The 23282-nt window shown below is 64.0% G+C and carries 11 protein-coding genes; 7 read left to right on the top strand and 4 right to left on the bottom strand.

What is annotated here, in order from left to right:
• Nucleotides 1–90: 90 nt before the first annotated feature.
• The 3 genes from phnY to NTU39_RS03490 all read right to left on the bottom strand — a co-directional run bounded on the left by phnY (nucleotide 91) and on the right by NTU39_RS03490 (nucleotide 3735).
• Nucleotides 91–1545, bottom strand: a complete 1455-nt coding sequence (gene phnY, locus NTU39_RS03500) for a phosphonoacetaldehyde dehydrogenase (protein ID WP_257959202.1) — start codon at nucleotides 1543–1545, stop codon at nucleotides 91–93.
• Nucleotides 1546–1661: 116 nt separating this feature from the next.
• A complete protein-coding gene (gene phnA / locus NTU39_RS03495; RefSeq protein WP_150665374.1) occupies nucleotides 1662–2915 on the bottom strand; it encodes a phosphonoacetate hydrolase in 1254 nt (417 codons plus the stop codon).
• Nucleotides 2916–3009: 94 nt separating this feature from the next.
• Nucleotides 3010–3735 carry a phosphonate utilization associated transcriptional regulator gene (locus NTU39_RS03490; RefSeq protein ID WP_150665373.1) on the bottom strand — a complete coding sequence of 242 codons (726 nt, stop codon included), beginning with the start codon at nucleotides 3733–3735 and terminating at the stop codon, nucleotides 3010–3012.
• A gap of 415 nt (nucleotides 3736–4150) precedes the next feature.
• Between NTU39_RS03490 and NTU39_RS03485 the strand changes: the two genes are divergently transcribed.
• The 7 genes from NTU39_RS03485 to NTU39_RS03455 all read left to right on the top strand — a co-directional run bounded on the left by NTU39_RS03485 (nucleotide 4151) and on the right by NTU39_RS03455 (nucleotide 21820).
• Nucleotides 4151–5191, top strand: coding sequence for a putative 2-aminoethylphosphonate ABC transporter substrate-binding protein (locus tag NTU39_RS03485; protein WP_150665372.1), 1041 nt, complete (start codon nucleotides 4151–4153; stop codon nucleotides 5189–5191).
• Between the two features lie 97 nt (nucleotides 5192–5288).
• Entirely contained in the window at nucleotides 5289–6371 is a 1083-nt protein-coding gene (locus tag NTU39_RS03480; protein ID WP_257959201.1) for a putative 2-aminoethylphosphonate ABC transporter ATP-binding protein, read from the top strand.
• 5 nt (nucleotides 6372–6376) lie between these two features.
• Complete coding sequence (locus NTU39_RS03475) at nucleotides 6377–8170, top strand: putative 2-aminoethylphosphonate ABC transporter permease subunit (RefSeq protein ID WP_150665371.1); 1794 nt, start codon at nucleotides 6377–6379, stop codon at nucleotides 8168–8170.
• A 65-nt stretch (nucleotides 8171–8235) separates the two neighbouring features.
• The gene (locus NTU39_RS03470) at nucleotides 8236–9369 is read left to right on the top strand and encodes a 2-aminoethylphosphonate--pyruvate transaminase (protein WP_150665370.1); all 1134 of its coding nucleotides are present in this window, start codon (nucleotides 8236–8238) and stop codon (nucleotides 9367–9369) included.
• Between the two features lie 553 nt (nucleotides 9370–9922).
• Nucleotides 9923–19678, top strand: coding sequence for an autotransporter-associated beta strand repeat-containing protein (locus tag NTU39_RS03465; RefSeq protein WP_257959199.1), 9756 nt, complete (start codon nucleotides 9923–9925; stop codon nucleotides 19676–19678).
• A 118-nt stretch (nucleotides 19679–19796) separates the two neighbouring features.
• Complete coding sequence (locus tag NTU39_RS03460; RefSeq protein WP_150665368.1) at nucleotides 19797–20177, top strand: DUF488 domain-containing protein; 381 nt, start codon at nucleotides 19797–19799, stop codon at nucleotides 20175–20177.
• Between the two features lie 317 nt (nucleotides 20178–20494).
• The gene (locus NTU39_RS03455; RefSeq protein WP_246184658.1) at nucleotides 20495–21820 is read left to right on the top strand and encodes an MFS transporter; all 1326 of its coding nucleotides are present in this window, start codon (nucleotides 20495–20497) and stop codon (nucleotides 21818–21820) included.
• Between the two features lie 87 nt (nucleotides 21821–21907).
• Here the strand turns inward: NTU39_RS03455 and NTU39_RS03450 are convergent, their stop codons facing one another.
• The gene (locus NTU39_RS03450) at nucleotides 21908–23191 is read right to left on the bottom strand and encodes an MFS transporter (RefSeq protein WP_257959198.1); all 1284 of its coding nucleotides are present in this window, start codon (nucleotides 23189–23191) and stop codon (nucleotides 21908–21910) included.
• Nucleotides 23192–23282 lie beyond the last annotated feature (91 nt).

Below are 23282 nucleotides of genomic sequence, written 5' to 3'. Positions count from 1 at the left end.
CCAATCGATACACCGTACACCAATTTGACCAGCGCAACAATCCTGTCATCAAATTGTCACAATTTTTGCGCTCGTTCTGCTACGCCTCGCTCAGACGCCCCACGGCAAGGTGAAGGTCTTGGTGTTAGTGAAGCTTTTCATCGCCTCCTGAACCCCTTCCTTATAGCCAAGCCCGGAGTCCTTGATACCACCGAACGGCGTCAGTTCGATGCGATACCCCGGCACTTCCCACACGTTGACGGTCCCGACCTGCAATTCGTTGGTAAAACGCGTCACATAATCAAGCCGGTTCGTACAAACGCCGGACGACAGGCCGAACGCAGTGCCGTTGGAGATGGCGATGGCTTCGTCGATGCTGCCGAACGTGATGATCGGCGACACCGGCCCGAAGGTCTCTTCGCGCACCACCGTCATCTTCGGGTCGACACGGTCGATCACCGTCGGCGAATACAGTGCGCCCTCGCGCTTATTGCCGACCAGCAGACGCGCCCCCTGCGACACCGCTTCGTTCACTCGCGACTCGAACAGGCGCGCGGCCGCTTCGTCGATCACCGTGCCCATGTCGTTGCCGCCATCGGCCGGATCGCCGTACTTCCACGCACGGGTCTTCTCGACCACGAGTTCGGTGAACTGCGCGACGATGTCCTTGTGCACCAGCATGCGCTTGACCGCCGTGCAACGCTGACCCGAGTTCTTGTACGACCCTTGCACCGCGAGATCGGTCGCGCGCTCCAGATCGGCGTCCTCCATCACGATCAGCGGGTCGTTGCCGCCCAGCTCCAGCACGATGCGGCGATAACCCGCCTTGGACGCGATGTACTTGCCGATCGACACGCCGCCCGTGAACGTGATCATGTCGATGTTCTCGTTCGTGATCAGCTCGTCGGCAATCTCCATCGGATCGCCGGTGATCACTTGCAGCATCTCCGGCGGCAGACCGGCTTCATACAGCGTGTCGGCCAAATAGTAAGCTGAGAGCGGCACCTTCTCGGACGGCTTGAGCACCATCCGATTATTCGTCGCAATCGACGGCGCGACCTTGTGCGCCACCTGATTCATGGGGTGATTAAACGGCGTGATAGCCGCAATCGCGCCCAGCAGCGGCTCGCGCTGCGTCACCACACGACGCTTCTTGCCGTGCGGCGTGAGATCGCATGAGAACGCCTGTCCGTCGTCCTTGAGCGCTTCGCCTGCGGCGAAACCCAGCACGTCGGCGACGCGGCCGATTTCGTAGACGGCGTCTTTCTTGCAGAGCCCCGACTCCATCGTGATGATGGCCGCCGCCTCCGCCGTGCGTGCGCGCAACAGTGCGGCCGCCTTCTCCAGAATGTTGGCGCGCTCGAAACGCGTGAGCGTGGAGCGGTACTGCTTGGCAATCGAGAACGCGCGACGCACATCGTCGAGCGAGGCTTTCGGCACGGTGCCGACCAGATCGCCCGAATACGGATTGAACACTTCGATGATCCGTTCGCGGGTCACTTTTTCGCCACCGATGCGAAGCGCTTCGGCGCGGAACTCGGGGTGCAGCTTGTGCGGCGCGTTCATGGGGTTCTCCACTGCGTCTCTAACTGGACAGGGGCCGGGTCGTTCGAACGTTCTGAGGTTCGTTCGACCCTGGCGCTCATGCTCTGCTCTTGGGTCAGACGTCAATCCAACGTGTCTTAAACGTGATTCAGCGCCACATCGAGAATGTCGAAGTTACGAAGTCGCGCCTTGCCCGGAATCCCTTCGGTCTTGCGATTGAAGAGCAACGGCACCGTCTGCTCCGAGATACCGCCGTGCGAGCGCAGCGGCACCGTCAGTCCCGACAGATCGTGGCGGCTCGCGCTGGTGCCCAGCACGACCGACTGATCGCTCACGACCACCAGATCGCCTACGCGATCGGGCGGCAGCTCGAAACGTGCACAGGCTTCGGCGTTGGTCAGCACCACCTCAATGCCCGGCAGCGCGGCGATGCGTGTGCGAATGGCGTCGCGATCGGCGTCTTTGGGCAGATAGATCGTGGCGTAGGAACCGAGCGCACCGTGGTGCACCACGTACGGATCGGTGATCGGCAGGATCACGCGTGCGCCGCCCGCTTCCACGCCCTTGCCGAACCAGTCGTCGAGCAAGTCCTGCAAATAGATGACGTTGGGCTGGCCGGTCTTCGGATCGTGCTTGGCGTTCATGCCGTGATCGGCGGTCAAGCCGATGACCGCACCGAGTTCGTCCATCCGCGCGAGGTACTTGTCCATCATCGCGTAGAAGGCGTTCGCGCCGTCCGTGCCCGGGGCCCACTTGTGCTGGATGTAGTCCGTCGTCGAGAGATACATCAGGTCGATGTGACGCGTCTCCAGCAAGCGCACGCCCGCCGCGAACACGAACTCGGAGAGTTCTGCGCTATAGACGTCCGGCACCGGCATGCCGACGAGGTCGACCACGTCTTCGATGCCGTTCTCTTCGAGCGTGACCTGATCGGCCTTCTCCGACGAGAAGCAGATGCCCTTCATGCGATAGCCGAGCAACTTGCGCAGCTTGTCCTTGGCGGTCACGACGGCAAGACTCGCACCGGCGTCGGCAGCCGCCGCAAACACGGTGCCCGCGCGCAGGTAGGCGGGGTCGTTCATCATGACTTCCGCGCCACGACCGCCGTTGGCGGCCGGGTCGAAGAAGTAGTTGCCGCAGATGCCGTGCACGGCGGGGGGCGCGCCGGTCACGATCGACAGGTTGTTCGGGTTGGTGAACGACGGCACGACACAGTCGCCCTGGAAGACGGCACCCTCAGCGAGCAAACGCTTCAGATAGGGCGCAACGCCTGCGGCGGCGGCGGCTTCGATGTACTCGAACTGGCAACCGTCGACGCATACGATGACGGTCGGTTGCTTCGGCAGGCGGTACTGACGGCCGTTCACTTGAATCTGTGCGGGCTGGTTCACGTCGGTTCTCCTCAATAACCACTCGGTTGACCGTAATGGGCATCGCGCTTCGTGCGATGGCCTGCATGCGGCCGAAATATCAACAAGACAATCCTTAGCCTGCCTTTGCCTGCGGCCCAGCCCCCGATGCACCGGGCGCACGCGCGAGCATTTCGCGAATACGCGTACGGCCTCGCACCAGGTGGTCGCGCGTGACTTGCGCGGCACGCTCGGGATCGCGCGACGCAATCGCGCTCACGATGTCCCGGTGCTCACGCTCCGACTTCGGCGGCGCGGACGAGTCGCCCGTCAGCGCTTCGTGACGGAACAGGCTCAGCTCCTTGACCAGACGGCGATACGTTTCCAGCAACTTGCGGTTGCCGACCATCTCGACGAGCGCATCGTGAAACGCCAGGTTCAGTCGGTAGTAGCCCTCGCTGTCGCCGTTTTCTACCGCGTGATGCATCGCCTCGACGGATTCACGCAAGCGCGTGAGTTGCTCGGAGGTGATTACCTCGGCCAGCGTGCGGGCGACGTACTCGTCGAGGACGCCACGCAGCGCGTAAATCTCTTCAGCCTCTTCAAGCGAGATGACCCGCACGAAGACGCCGCGATTCTTTTCGGTTCGCAGCAGGCCCGCTTCTTCGAGCGCCCGGAACGCTTCACGCACCGGACCGCGCGACACGCCAAGGCTGCCCGCCACCTCGATCTCGTTGAGCTTGGTCCCCGGCGTGAGCGTGCCCGCCATGATCTGGCGCTCGATTTCGTGCTGGACGAGCGTGGTGAGCGACTGGCTCTGCAACAACTCGATTGCGGTTGGCGACGTGGGCTTCGGAGTCATACCGGCCTTCCTCATTTCTAAACACTGCTCTGGACATTGATGCCATCGCGCGATGTCGGCGCCCTCGCACCGGACACAAACCGCCGTTCCATCGACATTTGGCAATTTGTGGCATCACGTGATTATTTTTGTTGTTGACATTCAAGCACAGCAATTTGTAGATTGTCAACAAAACACATCCGACATTGCAGACAGATTTTGCAACACCGTCGGGTCGAGTCGATTGCGGCAGCGACAAAACCCTATCTGAATCAACGATTTCCATACTATTGGAGGTATTTGACGAACAGATGACAAAAGCCAAGGGTTTCAAGAAAACGACATAATTTGCCAATATCATGCAACAAATCGCCTCACAGAAGGCTGTCGAGTGTACTTACAACGCGACCCTGATCGCGACCCACAGGAGCCATCCATGAATTCATCCTTGCGCCGTGCCATGCGCGCTGCCGCCGTCCTCGCCGCAGGACTCGTCTGCGCTGCACAGGCCGGTCACGCGCTCGCGAAGACCACGCTGACCGTCTATACCGCGTGGGAAGTCGAGGTCATGCGTCCGTATGCCGAAGCGTTCCAGAAGGCGAATCCGGACATCGAGATCAAGTACGTGCGCGACTCCACTGGCGTAGTCACGGCCAAGGTACTCGCGGAGAAGGCCAACCCGCAGGCAGATGTGATCGCGGGGCTTGCCGCGTCGAGTCTCGAACTCATCAAGCAGGAAGGCCTGCTCACGCCGTACGCGCCTAAGGGCTTCGATCAACTCACGCGCGCCTATAGCGATAAGGCTAATCCGCCGTCGTGGGTCGGTCTCGACGTGTGGGGCGCGACCGTCTGTTTCAACACCGTGGAAGCGGCCAAGCGCAATCTACCCAAGCCCACGTCGTGGGAAGACCTCGCCAAGCCCATCTATAAGGGGATGATCGTGATGCCCAACCCGGCTACGTCCGGCACAGGCTTTCTCGACGTCACGGCCTGGTTGCAGATGTTCGGCAAGGACGGCGGCTGGAAGTACATGGACGCGCTCGACAAGAACATCGTGAAGTACACGCACTCGGGCTCGAAGCCGTGTCGCGACGCGGGCGCGGGCGAGTACCCCATCGGCATTTCGTTCGAATTCAATGCGCATCGCACCAAGGCGGCGGGCGCGCCCATCGATCTCGTGTTCCCCAAGGAAGGGCTGGGCTACGACATCGAAGCGGCGGGCATCGTGAAGACGACCAAGAAGCTCGACGCCGCCAAGCGTTACATGGACTGGCTCGCAAGCAAGGAAGCCAACGAGATGTACGCGAAGGACTGGGCCATCGTGGCCTACCCGGGGGTCGCGAAGAAGTTCGAGACCATTCCGGCCAACTACCCCGACATGCTCGTGAAGAACGACTTCACGGACATCGCGAAGAGCCGCGAGTCGGTGCTTGCCGAGTGGCAGAAACGCTACGGCGCGAAGTCGGAGAAGAAGTGACGACGTGATGACGCAGCGTGCGGCCCGCATTGATCGCATCGATCGCGCCGCACGCGCACTCACGCACACCGGCACAACCATGCAGGAGGTCTCCCGAATGAGCGACGACACATATCTCCACCTAGCAGGCATCCACAAGCGCTTCGACAGCACCGTGGTGCTGCATGACATCCACCTCACCGTGCGGCGTGGCGAAATGCTCTGCTTCCTCGGTCCGTCGGGCTGCGGCAAGACCACGCTGCTGCGCATCATCGCCGGGCTGGAGGCGCAGACGCAGGGCACGCTGTCGCAAAACGGACGGGACATCTCGTCGTTGCCGCCGATGCAGCGCGATTACGGCATCGTCTTCCAGTCGTACGCACTCTTTCCGAATCTGAGCGTCGCACAGAACGTGGCGTATGGACTGACGAACCGTCGCGTGCCACGCGCCGAGCGCGACGCGCGCGTGGCCGAACTGCTATCGATGGTCGGGTTGCCCGATGCAGGCGGCAAATTTCCCGGTCAGCTCTCCGGTGGCCAGCAGCAACGCATTGCGATTGCACGGGCACTCGCGACGTCGCCCGGCCTGTTGCTACTCGACGAACCGCTCTCGGCGCTCGATGCCCGTGTGCGCGTGCGGCTGCGCAGCGAGATCCGCGCGCTGCAACAACGGCTGGGCATCACCACGATTCTCGTTACGCACGATCAGGAAGAAGCGCTGTCGATGGCCGACCGCATCGTCGTGATGAACAACGGCGTCATCGAACAGGTCGGCACGCCCGGTGAGATCTATCAGCATCCGGCCACGCCGTTCGTCGCGGACTTCGTGGGCAAGACGAACATCCTGCCCGCACGTCTGGGCGACGCGGGACGCGTTCACGTCGGCCAGTACGAGCTGACGTGCGGCACGCTCAACGGCTGCCGCTCGGGCGAAGACATCCGCGTCTTCTTCCGGCCGGAGGACGTGCGCGTGCGCGATCTGGACGACCTCGACGACACCGCCAACGTGTTCGACGGCAACGTCGAGAAGATCGAGTTTCTCGGGGCCTTCTCGCGCGTGACGCTGCGCATGCACGCCTGCGACCACGCGCTCTACGCCGACCTCTCGCCTGCGGACATGCAGGCCCTGCAACCGTCGACGGGCGGCGCACTGCGCTTCTCGGTGCCGAGCGCCGCCGTGCGCGTCTTCCGTCAGGGGTAGCCACGATGAGTTCCTTAAGTTCAGCAGGCTCGACACTGACGGCCAATCCGGCATCGCCCAAGACGACGGATCGCCCGCCGCCGTCAGCGGTGCGTCCGGTAAGACTCGCCTCGCACTGGACGGATCGTCTCGCACAGGCACTGCTGCTGGTCGCTGCCGCAGCAGGCGTGCTCTTTCTGCTCGCGCCGATGGCGGCGATTCTCGTCAAGAGCGTGCAGGACAACGACGGACACTTCGTCGGGTTGCGACACTTTCGCGAATATTTCCACTCCCCTGCGCTCTTCGGCTCGATCTGGAACAGCGTATGGATCTCGATGGTGACGACCTGCATTACGGTGCCGCTCGCCTTCATCTTCGCGTACGCGCTCACGCGCAGCTGCATCCGCCACAAGACCCTGCTGCGCAACATCGCACTGATTCCGATTCTCGGCCCGACGCTGCTGCCCGCCATCTCGTTCATCTTCTGGTTCGGCAATCAGGGACTGCTGCGTCCGTTCATGGGCGACGTGGACATCTACGGCCCGCTGGGCATCGTGATGTCGCTCGTGAACGCCACGTTCCCGCATGCGCTGATGATTCTGATCACCGCGCTCTCGCTCACCGATGCACGACTGTATGAAGCAGCCGATGCACTCGGTACGCCCGCACTGCGACGCTTTCTCACCATTACGCTGCCCGGCGCGAAGTACGGGGTGATCAGCGCGGCGATGATCGTCTTCACCTACGCGATATCGGACTTCGGTATTCCCAAGGTCATCGGCGGTGATTTCAATGTGCTGGCCACCGACATCTACAAGCTGGTGATCGGACAGCAGGATTTCTCCAAGGGCGCAGTCGTCGGACTGGTGCTGCTGGTGCCCGTCGGCATTACCTATCTGGTGGACTCGGTCGTGCAGCGCAAGCAGCAGGCGCTGCTCTCCGCGCGCGCGGTGCCATATGTGCCGAAGCCGTCACGCGGATTCGACTGGCTCATGGCCACGCTGTGCTGGGGGATGGCCGCGATCATGCTCGCGATTCTGGGCATGGCGGTGTACGCGTCGTTCGTGAAGTTCTGGCCATACAACTTCAGTCTGTCGCTTGGTCACTATCGTTTCGGGCTGATCGAAAGCGGTGCCGTGGACTCGTACCTCAACAGCTTGCAGATGGCGTTCTGGTGCGCTGTGTGGGGAACGGCAGCGATCTTCGTCATCGCCTACCTGCTGGAGAAGACGCGCGGCATGGCGTGGGTGCGCGGCTTCATCCGCATGATGGCCGTGCTGCCGATGGGTGTGCCGGGGCTGGTACTAGGTCTGGGCTACATTTTCTTCTTCGTCTCCGAGGCAAACCCGCTGCACAACCTGTACGGCACGCTCGCGATTCTGGTGATCGTCAACGTCGTGCATTACTACTCGTCGAGTCACCTCACGGCAGTCACGGCGCTCAAGCAGATCGACCCCGAGTTCGAGTACGTGTCGGCGTCGCTCAAGGTGCCCTTCTACCGCACATTCTGGCGCGTGTCCGCGCCGATCTGCCTGCCGTCGATCATCGACATCAGCCGCTATCTCTTCGTCAACGCGATGACGACGGTCTCCGCCGTCGTCTTCCTTTACTCCGCAGATACGTCGCTCGCGTCGGTCGCCATCGTCAACATGGATGAGACCGGGTCCATCGGACCCGCCGCCGCGATGGCCACGCTCGTGGTGCTCACGTCGATGCTGGTGTGCCTGCTCTATCACGGCGTGCAGATCGTGGTGGAGCGTTACACGCAGGCGTGGCGTCGGCCGTCCGGCAAGGTGCCGGGCACGCGCAACGGACATTGAAGTTGGTTTTGGTCGCGCACTTACTTACGAATTTCAGTTATTTCCCCGCTTAATAGGAGGCGGTCATGATTCTCGGTCAGGAACCGATTCTGCTCACCCCCGGCCCGCTCACCACGTCGCCGGCCACCCGACAGGCCATGCTGCGCGACTGGGGTTCGTGGGACGCCCAGTTCAACCGCATCACCGCGTCGCTGTGCCGCGATCTGGTGGACATTGTGCACGGTGGCGACGAATACGTCTGCGTCCCGCTGCAAGGCTCGGGGACGTTCTCCGTCGAAGCGGCGATCGGTACGCTCACGCCACGCAACGCTCGCATTCTCGTGCCGGATAACGGTGCGTACTGCCAGCGCATTCTGAAGATCTGCCGCTATCTCGGCCGGGACGCCATCGCCCTGCCCATCGCCGAAGATCAGGCAGCCAGTGCGGCGGCCATCGACGAAGCGCTCTCGCGCGATCCGTCGATCACGCACGTCGCACAGGTCCATCTCGAAACCGGCGCGGGCGTGCTGAACCCGCTGGCCGATATCGCACGGGTCTGCCAGAAGCACGGCAAGGGGCTGATCGTCGACGCGATGAGTTCGTTCGGCGCGGTGGAAATCGATGTGCGTTCGATGCCGTTCGACGCGTTGATCGCCGCAAGTGGCAAGTGTCTCGAAGGCGTGCCGGGCATGGGCTTCGTCATTGCGAAGAAGACGGTGCTCGAAGCGAGCAGTGGCAACAGCCACTCGCTGGCGATGGACTTGCACGACCAGTACACCTACATGCAGAAGACCACGCAATGGCGCTTCACGCCGCCGACACACGTGGTCGCCGCGCTGCGCGCCGCCGTCGATCAGTTCCTCGCCGAGGGCGGACAGCCGGTGCGCGGTGAGCGCTACCAGAAGAACTGCCGTGCGTTGGTGGACGGTATGGCGTCGCTGGGCTTCCGTCCATTCCTCGAAGCAGAGGTACAAGCGCCGGTCATCGTGACGTTCCATGCGCCGACTGACAGCAAGTACGACTTCAAGGCGTTCTACGCAGCCGTGCGCGAGCGCGGTTACATCCTCTACCCCGGCAAGCTGACGCAAATCGAGACGTTCCGGGTCGGCTGCATCGGTGCCATCGACGACAACGAGATGCGTAACGTCGTCACGGCGATCTCGCAGTCGCTGGCGTCGCTGGGCATTCGTCAGGTCGCGCCGCTCACGCGCGCTGCGTAGGTAGCGACACATCGTTGTTCGTCTACCGTTGTAAGACGGCGAGTGAACCAAGCGGTCGCTCGCCGTCGATGATTTAGGGAATCGTCCGAAACTCTGCGTTTCTCGCGGTGCTGCAATGGCGTCGCTTCGTCCTTCACAAGGCCACGCACGGCCTTGATTCCCCTGCCAAATCCCGCGTCCCGCGATGTCACTCGGCGGGCCTCGTCAGCGGCATACCCCGGGCGCTTTCCCATCGCGCTTTCTAGAATGGCCCGCACATTTATCGCGCATTAGCGCTTCGTCCTGCAGCCCTGTCACTGCATTGCTGCTGTCGTCGCCTCCCCCCGAATGCCGCCGCCAAGGGCGCGTTGCCATCGAGCATCGCCCCCTTTCTGCACTCCATGCCATTGGGAACCGGAGCACGATGAACAAGCACCTCTATCGTTTGGTCTGGCGGCATTGCCGCGTCGATGTCGTCCCCGCGCCGGAAACAGCGCATCAGAATGCGGGCGCGCCGGCGTCGCGTGTGCGTCGTGCAAGACGGTTCCCGATCCTTCGAGCGGCAGTTCCCTCGATGTCGCTCACGCGCGTATGCCTTGCCTGCATCGTGGTACTCGGCGCGTTGGCACCAGCGACGTCCTGGGCGACCTGCACGACAGCAGGCAATATCGTGACGTGTAGCGGCGCCGCGAATCCGCTCGCACCGTCCTATTCGAATGCCGCGAGCAACTTGCAGGTCACCGTCAACAGCAGCGCCGGTGTCGGTGTGTTGCTCGGCGTGGGCGGCACGGCGTTGTCGCTCACGGGGAGCAACGTCACGCTCGTGAACGGCGGCACCATCGACCCATCGCTGCTGGGCGGCATCGGGCTACTCGCATCGGGCACCGTGATCGGCAACGGCACTGCCGGTGGCAGTACGCAGACCGTGACGAACAACGCGATCATGCGAGGCACTGTGGGAGTGTTGGGCGTCAATCTGCCAGGGCTGACGGGTTTGGCGCTAACAGTGCAGAACGCCACTGGCGGCACCACGACCCTCAACAACAGCGGCACGTTGGGAGCCACGCCTATCCTCGGGGTCACGCTCACGGGGAACGGCAGCGCACCGGTGGTGGTGGCGTATGGGGGCGCGGGCGTCAACTTCTCCAACACGGGGACCATTCTCGGACGCGTCGCCTTTCAGCCCAACGGCACGACGGGCACAGGCAATACGTTCAGCAATGAGGGCACGCTAAGCGGCAGTGTCTCGCTCGGCGCGAACAGCAACAACACGTTCACGGCAGTCACCGGCTCCACGTTCAACGACGGCGGCAGTACCGGCATTGGCGCGCTTCCCGTCGTCGGCTTCAACCTGGGCTTCGCGGCGGCGGGCGTGATCGACGGAGGCGCAGGAGGCACCAACGCGCTGGTGCTTCGCAACTCCGCCAACAACGCGACCACGACGGGCACCGGCACGCTGAACGGCGCGAGCTACGTGAACTTCACGAGCGCCACCGTGAATGGCGGCACGTGGACGTTCACCGGTCCGCTGGCCGTCACATCGACGACGCTCAACGGTGGTCTCGCCGTTTTTGATAACGCAGGCAGTTTCGGCACCGGCTCGCTCACGGTCAACGGCGGGGCCATGCAAGCGGCCAGTGCGGGACTAACGATTGCCTTGCCAACGACGCTGGGCACCAACGGCCTCTCTGTCTCAGGGACCAACCCGCTGACGTTGGGCGGGGTCGTCAGCGGTACCGGCAGCGTGTCGCTGGGCGGCACGGGAAGCCTCTCGCTCTCAGGCATCAACACCTACTCCGGAGGGACATTTCTCTCCAGCGGCACGCTCGTCGCGGGCAGCAGCACAGCGCTTGGGAGCGGCACGGTTCAGGTATCGGGCACCACCGGAGTACTCGACGCCAGCGCACCGGTGTCGCTCGCCAATACGATTGCCATCGGTGGCGGCAGTACGTTGACGCTCGGCGGCAGCACGGCGCTCACGCTGTCAGGTCTGATCGGCGGTAGCGGGAGCCTGGCCAAACAGGGCGCGCAGACCGTCACGCTGACAGGGGCCAATACGTTCAGCGGGGGTGTCAATGTCGTGGCGGGAACGCTGGCGTTGTCGGGCGCAGGCAGCTTGCAGATCGGCGGTACCCCGCTTGCGCTTTCCGGGGCCGGTGCCGTCTTCGATATGTCGGCGGCGAACGGCGACAGAACCGTCTCGGGATTGTCCGGCGTCGGCAACACGCAAATCGCGCTCGGCGCCAACAATCTGACGCTCGGCAGTAGCGCGAACAGCACGTTCGCCGGTGCCATCGGCGGCACGGGCGGCATCGTGAAGACGAATGCCAACACGCAGACGCTGAGTGGCGTGAACACCTTTACCGGCGGCACGCGAATCAACGCGGGTGGCATTACGCTCGGGGCCGGTGGTTCACTCGCCAGCACCGGCGCGGTGTCTCTGCTCGGCGGCGGTACCACGTTCGACATCAGTCAGGCGTCGGCGCAAACCATCGGCGCGCTGTCGGGCATCGCCAACACGTCGGTCGCACTCGGCAACAACGCGCTGACGTTTGGCGATGCGACCAATCAGACGTTCGCCGGTGCGTTCACGGGCAGTGGCGGGAGCCTCGTCAAACAAGGCACAGGTGTTATGACGCTGACCGGGACAAGCACTGCCGGGGGCGGGATCAACGTACGTGCAGGCACGTTGACACTTCAGGGGGCTGCCTTCGCCAACGCCACCCCGCTCGCGTTGACAGGCAGCACAGCGACGCTGGATCTCTCCACCGCCGCGAACATGACGTTCGGTGCGCTCTCCGGCGTCGCCGGATCGACGGTCCTCATCGGCAATCAGACGCTCACTGTCGGAGACGCAGGAAACACGACATTCGGCGGCTCGATTTCCGGGACCGGTGGCCTCGTCAAGCAAGGCACGGGTTCGCTGCTGCTCTCCGGGGCGCAGACGTTTACGGGGGGCATCGACGTCGCGGCGGGACGTCTCGCGCTTCAGGGGAACAATTCGCTGGCAGGCAGTAACGTCGTCACGCTCGCCGACGGTGCAACGTTCGACATCGGCGGCGCGGGCCCCGTCTCCATCGGCTCACTGATCGGCACGGCCAACAGTCAGGTCACACTGGGCAGCAACACGCTCGCACTCGGCGATGCGGCGAGCCAGACGTTCGCGGGCAGCCTCGGCGGCACGGGCGGCATCGTCAAACAAGGCACCGGCACGCAAACGCTGACCGGACAGAACGCCTTCACCGGTCAGATCACCATCAATCAGGGCACGCTCGCCCTTGGCGGCACGGGCACGCTGTCGGCGAATCCAATGAGCATCGCGAGCGGTGCGGCACTCGATATCAGCGCCGGTGAAAATCAGACGATCAGCGCACTGTCGGGTGCAGTCGGCAGCACGATCAATCTGGGCGACAACACGCTCTCCTTCGGCGACAACACCAACCGGACCTTTGCGGGCACGCTGACCGGCACCGGTGGCGGCATCGTCAAGTTCGGGACAGGCACGCAAACCATTACCGCCCAACAAACGTTTACGGGCAGCGTTGTCGTGGGTGGCGGTTCGCTTGTGATCGGCGCGGGAGGCGGATTGTCGGCCCAGAACGCTGTGACGCTCGGCGATAGCTCCACATCGCTGGACATCAGCGCCGCCGGTCCGCAGACCATCGGCTCACTCAGCGGCGGCACCGCGCAGGTGCAGTTGGGTGCGAACACGCTGACCTTCGGCGACAACACGGGGGAGACGTTCAACGGCAGCATTCACGGCACCGGGGGGCTCATCAAACAAGGCGGGGGCGTGCAGACGCTTGGCGGTGCGAGCGACTTCTCCGGCGGCGTGACGCTCAACGCTGGTGGGCTGCAACTGAGCAACGCGAGTGCGCTCGGCACGGGAGCGCTCACGCTCTCCGATCAGACCACGCTCGACACGACACAAGCGTTGACGCTCGCCAACAACATCACACTCGGCGGCACGTCTGCGGTGCTTGGTAGCGCGGATCTGACACTGACGGGTGCTGTGACGGGAAATGGCGCCCTTCAGAAGGCGGGGGCTGCGACGCTCACGCTCGCAGGCGCGGGAGGATGGACGGGAGGCACCACCATCAACGACGGGGTGCTCGCACTCGGCAGTGGCGGCTCGCTGGCGTCGCAAGGCGCTGTCGTGCTAGGCGGCCCGACAGCGACGTTCGACATTAGCGGCGCGGCCGCGCCGCTGACCATCGGCGCGTTATCGGGCACCGGCGGAACACTCGCGCTTGGCAACACCACGCTGACCTTCGGTGACGCCACCGACCAGACACTCGCCGCCACGATCACCGGCACGGGCGGACTCGTCAAACAGGGCGCGGGCAAACAAACAATCACCACAACGCAAATGTATATGGGTGCCATCGCCATCGCCGACGGAACGCTGGCACTAGGGGGCGGCGCAGCGCTTCAAGCGGGTAACGCGCTCTGGCTCAAAGGCGCTAACAGCGTGTTCGATATCAGTGGCGGTGCTGCGTCGACCCTCGGCACGCTCGACGGCGTGACCGGCAGTGCCATCTCGCTGGGTGCGCAAACGCTGACATTGACCAATTTCCGTGACGCGACATACAACGGCGCGATTCACGGCACGGGTGCGCTCGTCGTCTCAGGCTCCAGTGTCCAGACGCTCTCAGGTGCCAGCGATTTCTCCGGCGGAGTGCGTGTCGGTTCTGGCGGACTGGTCGTCGGCAACGACCTCGCAATGGGCACGGGGGCAGCGACATTCGGCAACAACGTAACGCTCGACAGCACGCAAGCTGTCACCCTCGGCAACAGCGCCACACTGCTCGGCACGCTGACCGTCCTCGGCAGCCACGATCTCACGCTCAATGGCGCGCTGTCGGGAAGCGGTGGCATCACCAAGTTGGGCGGCGCAACGCTCACGCTGGGCGGCAGCAACACGTATGCGGGTGCGACAACGATCAATGCGGGCAGGCTGGCGCTCGGGGCCGGTGCGTCGCTCAATGCCACGGGCAGCGTGAGCGTCGCCGGCGGTGCAACGCTCGATCTTTCAGCTGGCAACGGCACGCAAGTAATCGGTGCAATCGACGGTGCAGGCACTGTGAACATCGGTGCACTGGTCACCGAAATTGGCGGAGCGGGCAACGATACGTTCAGCGGCGGACTCACCGGCACGGGATCGGTCGTCAAGATCGGCGCGGGCACCGAAACGCTCACAGGACAAAACAGCTACACAGGCGGCACCGTCATTCAGGCGGGCACGCTGGCCCTCGGCGGCGCAGGCACGCTCGCTACGAATGGTGCCGTCACCCTTTCCAACGCAGGATCGACGTTCGACATCTCGGGGGCCAATGGACCGCTCACCATCGGCGGGCTCTCCGCCGATGCGGGCACGCAGATTCGATTGGGGATCAACACGCTCACGTTCGGCGATGCAACAACGCATACCGTCGCAGCGGTCATCAGCGGTGCAGGCAATCTCGTTAAACAAGGCAGCGGCGCGACGACACTGCTCGGCACACAGCTGTACACCGGCACCACCACAATTACCGACGGCACACTCGCGCTCGGCGCCGTGGCCAGCCTCGCGCCGGGCGCGTCCGTGTCACTCACCGGGACGGGGGCAGTGCTCGACCTCAGCGCGGCGGGGAATCAATCGCTGGGACATCTGTACGGCACCGGTGGCAGCGTCGTGCTGGGCGGCGGCAGTTCGCTGACGGTCGGCAACAATGATAGCGACACGCTCGCCAGTGCCATCTCCGGGACCGGCGCGCTGATCATGGACGGCAGCGGCAGGCTCACGCTCGGTGCGCAGAACACGTTCACGGGGAACGTCAGCGTGAATAACGGCACGCTCGCACTGGATGCCAATGGCACGCTGTCGAATGCGAACAATGTGACGGTCGCGTCCGGTGCGACATTCGATGTGAGCGCCGCCACGACGCCCGTCATCGGTGCGCTAAGCGGAATCGCTGGCAGCACCGTCGACTTCGGCACGCAGACGCTCACGCTGGGCAGCACCAACAACGCCATTTTCAGCGGCGCGCTCAATGGCACGGGCGGCCTCATCAAGCAAGGCAGTGGCACTCAGACGCTGAACGGTAGCGTCGCGTTGACGAGCGATGTCCGCATCGACGCGGGAACGCTGGCGCTGAGCAACGGCACGCAGCTCGGCGGCAAGAGCGCCAATCTCAACGGCGCGACGGCCGTCCTCGATCTCTCCACGGGTCCCAATCAGACCGCTGCGACGGTGAGCGGTGTCGCAGGCAGCGCCCTCAATCTCGGCGGCACGACGCTGACGCTTGCGGACGCTGCGGGCAGCGCACTGGCGTCCGACATTCACGGCGCAGGCGGCAGTCTCGTGAAGCTCGGTAGCGGCGTTCAGACGCTCTCGGGGAATAGCGATTTCACTGGCGGCGTCGACGTTCAGGCAGGTGGCATTTCAGTGGGTAGTAATACGGCGTTGGGTACGGGCACAGTGAACTTCTCCGACGGGACATCGATCGACGCCACGCAAGCCAGCACGCTCGGCAATCAGATCACCCTCGGTGGCAATCTCACCGTCGTCGGCACGAACGACCTCACGCTTAACGGTGCGATCAGCGGCGCAGGTGGCATCACGAAGAACGGCGCGGCCACGCTCACCCTCAACGGTCAGAACACGTACGCCGGGGCGACCCACGTCAACGCCGGGACGCTCGCACTCGGCGCAGGCGCGAGTCTGAATGCGGCGGGCGTCGTCGATGTGCAGACCGGCGCGACCTTCGATCTGTCGGCGGGCAACGGCACGCAAACGTTCGGTGCACTCACCGGTGGCGGCAACGTCAACATGGGCAGCAATACGCTGGAGGTCGGCGCGAGCGGGCTGAACGAGACGTACAGCGGCGGCGTGATGGGCACCGGCAGTCTGGTGAAGGTCGGGACTGGCGTCGAGACGATGACCGGCTCGAATACCTTCACTGGCGGCACGGTCGTGCAGGCCGGGACGCTGGCACTCGGCGGTGCGGGAACGCTATCCTCCAACGGCGCAGTCACGCTACAGAACGCGGGCGCAACGCTCGACATTTCCGGCGCAAACGGCAATCGCGCGATCGGCGCGCTGACGGCACAGGCGGGCACCAACGTCACACTCGGGAGCAATACGCTGGCATTCGGCGATGCGTCGAGCCACACCGTGAGCGGTACGATCAGCGGCACAGGCGGCATCGTCAAGCAAGGCAGCGGCACGCAAACACTCCTCGGTCAGCAACAGTTCACCGGCACGACCACCGTCGCAGACGGCACGCTCGCGCTCGGCGCGACCGGTCGACTGGCCAATGGGGCGAACGTTGCGATCACAGGCGCGAATGCGACGTTCGATATCGCGGCGGCCGGTAATCAAACACTCGCGACACTTGCAGGCACCGGCGGCACTGTGAACGTTGGCGGCAATACGCTGACCTTCGGCGATGCCACCCATCAGACGCTTGGCGCAGGTATCGCGGGCACCGGCGGCATCGTCAAAGCCGGTGCAGGCACGCAGACGTTGACGGGACAGAGCACGTTCACCGGTGGTATCGACGTGGCGGGCGGCACGCTGGCGCTCGGGGCGGGTGGCGCGCTTGGCGGGGCGAACGACGTCACGCTTGCGGGTGGCACCGCGCTCGATCTTTCCGGCGCGACGACACCGGTCACTGTCCGGGGACTCGATGGTGCCGCCAACACCACGGTCTCGCTCGGCGGGCAATCGCTCACGCTGGGTGGCGCCGCAAACAACGCCTTCGACGGCAGCATCACCGGTACCGGCGGCATCACAAAGCAAGGGAGCGGCACGGTAACCCTCGGCGGAAACAATACGTTCTCAGGACAAACGACAGTGTCCGGCGGCACGTTGAAGTTGGGCGCGTCCGGGCGGCTCGGCAACACTTCGGGCATCTCGCTTGGCAACGCAGGGTCTACGCTCGACGCATCCGCCACGACGGCACCGCTCGTGCTCGCGACGCTCAACGGCGGCACCGGCACGCAGGTCATTCTCGGCAGCGGTGGGCTCACGACCGGCGACACCGGCAATCACGTCTTTGACGGCACGCTGTCCGGCGCGGGCGGGCTGGTCAAGAGCGGGAGTGGTTCGCTGTCGCTGGGGGCAGCCAACACATTCACCGGCGGCACGACGTTGAACGCAGGCACGCTGACCGTCGGCAACAGAGCGTCGCTCGGCACCGGCGGCCTTGCCGTGAACGGTAGTGGCGCACTCAACGCAAGTGCGCCAGCGACGCTCGCGAACGGCATCACACTCAACAACGGATCGACACTGTCCGTCGGCGGCACCGCTGCGCTGACGCTTGGCGGGAGCATTTCCGGTAACGGCGGCTTGTCGTTGAACAACCCGCAGGGCGTCACACTCGGCGGCGCGAACACCTTCACGGGCGGCACGACAGTGAATGGCGGCGGCGTCACGCTCACGTCGCCCGGTGGGTTAGGCACCGGCGGGCTGACCGTCGCACAGGGCAGCGTGACGACACAAGGCGTCAACGTCACACTGCCGTCGCTGAACGGCACGACACAGGGCGGACTCACGATTAACGGCGGTTCGGTATCGGTGGCGACGGGCAATTTCCCCGGCAGCGTTTCCGGCACGGGCGGTCTCACGAAGACCGGTGGCGGCACGCTCACGCTGGGCGCGCAAAATCCGTTGACGGGACCGACCACCGTCGCGGGCGGCACGCTAGGTATCGGTGGACTGCCCAACTCGCCGGTCACCGTCCAGACAGGAGCCACGCTGACGACACCTGCACCGGTCAGCGCCGGTGGCTCGGGTGCGGGCGCGCAGACCGGACCGCTGACAGGCGCAAGCGGAAGTCAGATCGTCATCAGTGCGCCAGGGTCGACGCTCAGTGTCGGTGGCAACCTCACGCTGGCGCCGAGTTCGACGTTGCAGGTCAACGCGGCCCCGGGCACAGCGCCGAGTCAGGTCAGCACCACCGGGAGCGCCACGGTCGGCGGCAGCAATCTCGTCGTCAACGCGGCACCGGGGACACAACCGGCAGATGCATCGGGGGCCGTCGTCGTATCGGCGACGGGCGGCGTCTCCGGGCAATTCGCATCGACGTCCACCAACCTCCTCTACCTCACGCCACAGGTCAGCTACACGCCGACCTCCGTGTTGCTGACGTTCGCGCCGAACGGTACGCCCCTGCCCGCCGGTGCCGTCACGCCGAATCAGCGCGTGGTAGCCGCCGCGGTCGCATCGCTGGGCACCGGCAGTGCGCTCTATCAGGCCGCGCTCGGTCTGACGGCCGCCACCGCGCCCGCTGCGTTCGAAAGTCTCGACGGGAGTCTGCATGCGTCAGTGGCGTCGATGCTGCTGGGTCAGTCGCAGATTGCACGCGACGCGGTCTCGCAGCGACTCCGCGACAGTCTCTCGCTCGCACTGGAGTGCAATACAGCAGCATCGGGCGACGAACGTGCGGGCAACCGCATGACGTCACCGGATCAGCGCGACGATTGCCGTTCACAACCGCGCGCGACACAGGCATGGGCATCCGTCTACGGCAACGACGGGCAGATGCGTAACCGCTCTGTCGCCGATGGCGGCTCGGGGGCTGCGACACTGCATCGCCGTGGCATGGGCATGCTCGTCGGGGTGGACGCGCCCTTTGCCGACGCATGGCGCGGGGGCATGTTCGGCGGACTGGGGCACAGCACGTTCAACACAGGTGCCAGCGCGTCGGGCAACAGCAACGATGCGCAGATCGGCGCATATGTGAATCGGCGCTTCGGACGTCTGGGTGCCACGGTCGGCGGCGCATACGGCTGGCAGCAGATCAGCACGCAACGCGCCATCGCCATCGGTCCTGTCGCACAGACAGCACGGGCGAAATACGACGCTGCCGTATGGCAGGTGTTCGGCGAGGCGGCGTGGCGTCTCGATGCCGGGCGCGTCGTCGAGCCCTTCGCGAACGTGGCTTACACACGCGTGCGCACCGACGCGTTCGACGAATCCGGCAGCATTGCCGGACTCCATGCCGACGAACAGTCGCACGGCATCACGTTCTCCACCGTAGGCCTGCGCGGTGAGATCCCCTTCGCCACAGGGACCGGGCTTGCGGCATCGGGACGCTTACGACTGTCAGCCGGGTGGCGTCATGCCTACGGCGCGAACGCCCCGGACATGCAACTGGCGTTCTCGGGGACGTCTGCGGCCTTCACCGTGGGCGGCGTGCCGATTGCCCGTGACGCAGCGGTCGTGAGCGCCGGTATCGATGCCTTCGTCAGCGATGCCGTCACGCTCGGCGTGAGCTATACGGGTCAGTTTGGCGGCAAGGTCAGCGACAACTCGGTGTACGGCAACGTCAATTGGCGCTTCTGATGTGTCCTGTCGTGGGGACTCGCCTCTAACGACCGCCTCCGGTAAGCTCCGAAGTATTGCGCGCCCGCTCAGCGCGAGCTGCGCGCGCTCACTCGATCACTACCGGAGGCCGTCCCCCATGCCGTCCTACAACATTCGCTTCAAGCGCGTCTACGACGCCCCCGACGCTGCCGACGGCCAGCGTGTTCTCGCCGACCGCCTCTGGCCGCGCGGGTTGGCCAAGGTCAAGGCGCACATCGACTTCTGGGCAAAGGACGTCACGCCGAGTACACCGCTGCGCAAGTGGTTTCACGAGCATCCCGAGGCGTTCGCGGAGTTCCGCACTCGCTTCCTCGAAGAGCTTTCGACATTGGATGCAGATCACAACGCGATGCTCGCCGAGTTGCGCAAGCGTCTGACCGAAGGTCCGGTCACATTACTCACGGCCGCACATCGACTGGAAGACGACGAAGCGCATACGCACCTTGACGTCCTCCGTGACTTTCTTGAGTCGCATTAACGACTTACGAAGTTCATCAGATAAAACGTGATATCGCCCTACAGCACGGCATTCCGCTGTTTGAAACGACGCATCGCGCTATCACCTCGTCCGAAACCCGCATGACGCCTCGCTTCCCCTCTCAACGGGACGAGCAGCACCGGAATTTGCTATAACCGCAGAAAGCGTCATCTGCTTCAACGTCTGCGCTTTACCCCGGTACCCCCCGTGCTGCACCTCTTGCCGTACCTCGTTCGCTTACTCTCGTTGCCGCGACGGCAACGCCATGCCTCATGCTTGTTCCACTGATAGTTGCCTGCGCGCTGTTCATGGAGAACATGGATTCCACCGTGTTGTCCACCTCCTTGCCGTTGATCGCGAAAGATCTCGGCGAGAGCCCGATCACGCTCAAGCTCGCCCTCACGACGTACCTCATCAGCCTCGCGGTCTTCATTCCGGTCAGTGGATGGATCGCCGATCGCTTCGGCACGCGTAACGTCTTTCGCACCGCCATCGGCGTGTTCGTCGTCAGCTCCATCTGCTGTGGCATCTCGACCAACTTGCCGGAGCTGGTGATTGCACGCTTCGTGCAGGGCATGGGCGGCGCGATGATGGTGCCCGTGGGGCGACTCGCACTGCTCAAGTCCGTGGAGAAGCGCGACATGGTGCGCGCGCTCAACTACCTCACGATCCCGGCGCTGGTCGGCCCGGTGCTCGGTCCGCCGCTCGGCGGCTTCATCACGACGTACTGGCACTGGCGCTGGATCTTCTTCATCAACATCCCCATCGGCGTGCTCGGTTTCATCCTCGCGACGAAATACATCCCCGATCTGTATGAAGACGAAGTGCCGCCGCTCGACGTCAAGGGCTTCCTGCTCTCGGGTTTCGGGTTATCGATTCTGATGCTCGGCCTGTCGACCATCGGCCGGCATCTGATTCCGACGCCGCTCGCCCTCGGGCTGGTCGCCGTCGGCGCTACGCTGATCGTCGCGTATCTGCGTCATGCGAAAGGGATTGCGCATCCGTTGTTGCGACTCGATCTGTTTCGCATCCCTACGTTCCGCGCGGGTGTCGGTGGCGGCACGCTGTTTCGCATCGGCGTCGGCGCGACACCGTTTCTCTTGCCGCTGATGCTGCAACTCGGCTTCGGCATGACGCCGCTGGAGTCGGGCGCACTGACGTTCATCTCCGCCGCCGGTGCGATGTTCATGAAGACGCTCTCTCTGCGCATTCTTCAGCGCTGGGGGTTCCGTCGCGTACTGATGACGAATGCGGTCATTGCGGCCGCGACCATCGGAGGGTATGGACTCTTTACCGACCAGACCTCGCACCTGGTGATTCTCGGCACGCTGCTGTTCGGCGGTTGCTTCCGCTCGCTGCAATTCACGAGTCTGAATGCGATTTCCTACGCCGACGTGCCGGGGCATCGCATGAGTCAGGCCACGAGCCTCGCCAGCGTCGCACAACAGGTGTCGCTCACGCTCGGGATTACGATTGGTGCGGCAGTGTTGCAGACGTCGTCGTGGCTGCATGGGCGCGACCATGTGACGAACGTCGACTTCCCGTGGGCGTTTCTCGTCGTCGGCCTGATCGCCGTGAGCTCGACGATTTCGATTGCGCGGCTTTCGCGCGATGCGGGCAGCGAACTGGCACAGCGCACCTGATACGTTTCGCGCGCGATAAAAAAGCCCGAGACTACGCGTCCCGGGCTTTTGCGTTTGTGCGATGTGCCGCTTCTGGCGACACGGACTTCATAGACGCAACTTCAACGCCCTGATCCGCAGCAACGCCATCATGCTGATCACTGCCGCGCCCATCAGGTAGAAACTCGGCGCGAGTTTGCTACCGGTGACCTGTATCAGCCAGGTGATGATGAAGGGGGCGAAGCCGCCGAAGATCGTGACCGCCAGGTTGTAAGCGATCGACATACCCGTCGTACGGGTTTGCGTCGGGAACAGCTCACTGAGCAGTGCAGGCATGCCGCCGTAGTACGCCACGCTCACCAGCCCGATACCGATCTGCATGGCCATCATGGTGCCGAACGTGGCATGAAGGTCGAGCACGTAAAACGCCGGCCAGGACAGCAGCAGGAACACCACGGCGGCACCGAGCATCATGCCCGTGCGCCCGTGCTTGTCCGACAGGTGCCCCACGATCGGCGCGCCCACTGTCTGAATCACGCCGGTGGCGATGATGGCCGTGAAAACCGTCGAAGCCGAAACACCGAGCTGCTTGACGGCATACGTCGGCATGAACAGGATCAGGTAGGCTGAAACCGTGGCGAGCACGACGACGCCGATGGCGAGCAACAGGCGTTCCTTCTGGCTCGAGAACGTATCGGCCAGCGGCGATTGCGTGGTCTCGGCCGCCACGAACTCGGGCGTCTCGTCCATGTGCGTGCGGATGTAATACGCCACCGGGCCGATCGTCAGGCCGAACAGGAACGGGATACGCCATCCCCAGCTTTGCATCTGGGCATCGCTCAGACTGCTCGTGAGCACGGCCCCGAAGACCGATGCCAGCAAGGTCGTCATGCCCTGACTCGACGACTGCCAGCTCGCGTAGAAGCCTCGGCGCGACGGCGCTTGTTCCGCGAGATACGCTGTGGCACTGCCATACTCCCCACCAGCTGAAAAGCCCTGGATCATCCGCGCGAGAACCAGACCGATCGGCGCAAGCACGCCAATGGAAGCGTAGGTCGGCATCAGGCCGATGATGAGTGTGCCGGCCATCATCAACGTGATCGACAACGTGAGTGCGGCCTTTCGGCCAGCCTTGTCGGCATAAACGCCGAGCACGATCGCGCCGAGCGGACGCATGAAGAACGACACGCCAAACGTGCCCAGCGTGAGCAGCAACGAGACGGTCGAGTCGCCCGCCGGAAAAAACAGCCTGGAGATCGTGACGGCGAAAAAGCCGTAGACGACAAGGTCGAACCATTCGAGGGCATTGCCGATGGTGGCGGCCGCGATGACCCGCCACGCAGGCGTGGCGGGCTTCGCATCGGCCGACATTGCGAGAGACGCATTGTTCATTGCGATTCCTTGAAGTGCAGAAGACTTGCCGAATCGAGGGTGACGCGACACCCGCGAGATGCCGCGCCGACCCGATAGATCATCAACCACG

It is taken from the genome of Pandoraea commovens (assembly GCF_024704525.1).
GTDB lineage: Bacteria > Pseudomonadota > Gammaproteobacteria > Burkholderiales > Burkholderiaceae > Pandoraea > Pandoraea commovens.
Note: the sequence above shows the minus strand (reverse complement) of the source record. Positions and strands in the feature narration are given on the sequence as shown.

What these genes read in the sequence shown, in the direction of transcription:
- phnY (WP_257959202.1), bottom strand. Translation starts at nt 1,545, where the DNA reads ATGAACGCGCCGCACAAGCTGCACCCCGAGTTCCGCGCCGAAGCGCTT.
- NTU39_RS03475 (WP_150665371.1), top strand. Translation starts at nt 6,377, where the DNA reads ATGAGTTCCTTAAGTTCAGCAGGCTCGACACTGACGGCCAATCCGGCA.
- NTU39_RS03490 (WP_150665373.1), bottom strand. Translation starts at nt 3,735, where the DNA reads ATGACTCCGAAGCCCACGTCGCCAACCGCAATCGAGTTGTTGCAGAGC.
- NTU39_RS03465 (WP_257959199.1), top strand. Translation starts at nt 9,923, where the DNA reads ATGTCGCTCACGCGCGTATGCCTTGCCTGCATCGTGGTACTCGGCGCG.
- NTU39_RS03480 (WP_257959201.1), top strand. Translation starts at nt 5,289, where the DNA reads ATGAGCGACGACACATATCTCCACCTAGCAGGCATCCACAAGCGCTTC.
- NTU39_RS03460 (WP_150665368.1), top strand. Translation starts at nt 19,797, where the DNA reads ATGCCGTCCTACAACATTCGCTTCAAGCGCGTCTACGACGCCCCCGAC.
- NTU39_RS03485 (WP_150665372.1), top strand. Translation starts at nt 4,151, where the DNA reads ATGAATTCATCCTTGCGCCGTGCCATGCGCGCTGCCGCCGTCCTCGCC.
- NTU39_RS03450 (WP_257959198.1), bottom strand. Translation starts at nt 23,191, where the DNA reads ATGAACAATGCGTCTCTCGCAATGTCGGCCGATGCGAAGCCCGCCACG.
- NTU39_RS03470 (WP_150665370.1), top strand. Translation starts at nt 8,236, where the DNA reads ATGATTCTCGGTCAGGAACCGATTCTGCTCACCCCCGGCCCGCTCACC.
- NTU39_RS03455 (WP_246184658.1), top strand. Translation starts at nt 20,495, where the DNA reads ATGGATTCCACCGTGTTGTCCACCTCCTTGCCGTTGATCGCGAAAGAT.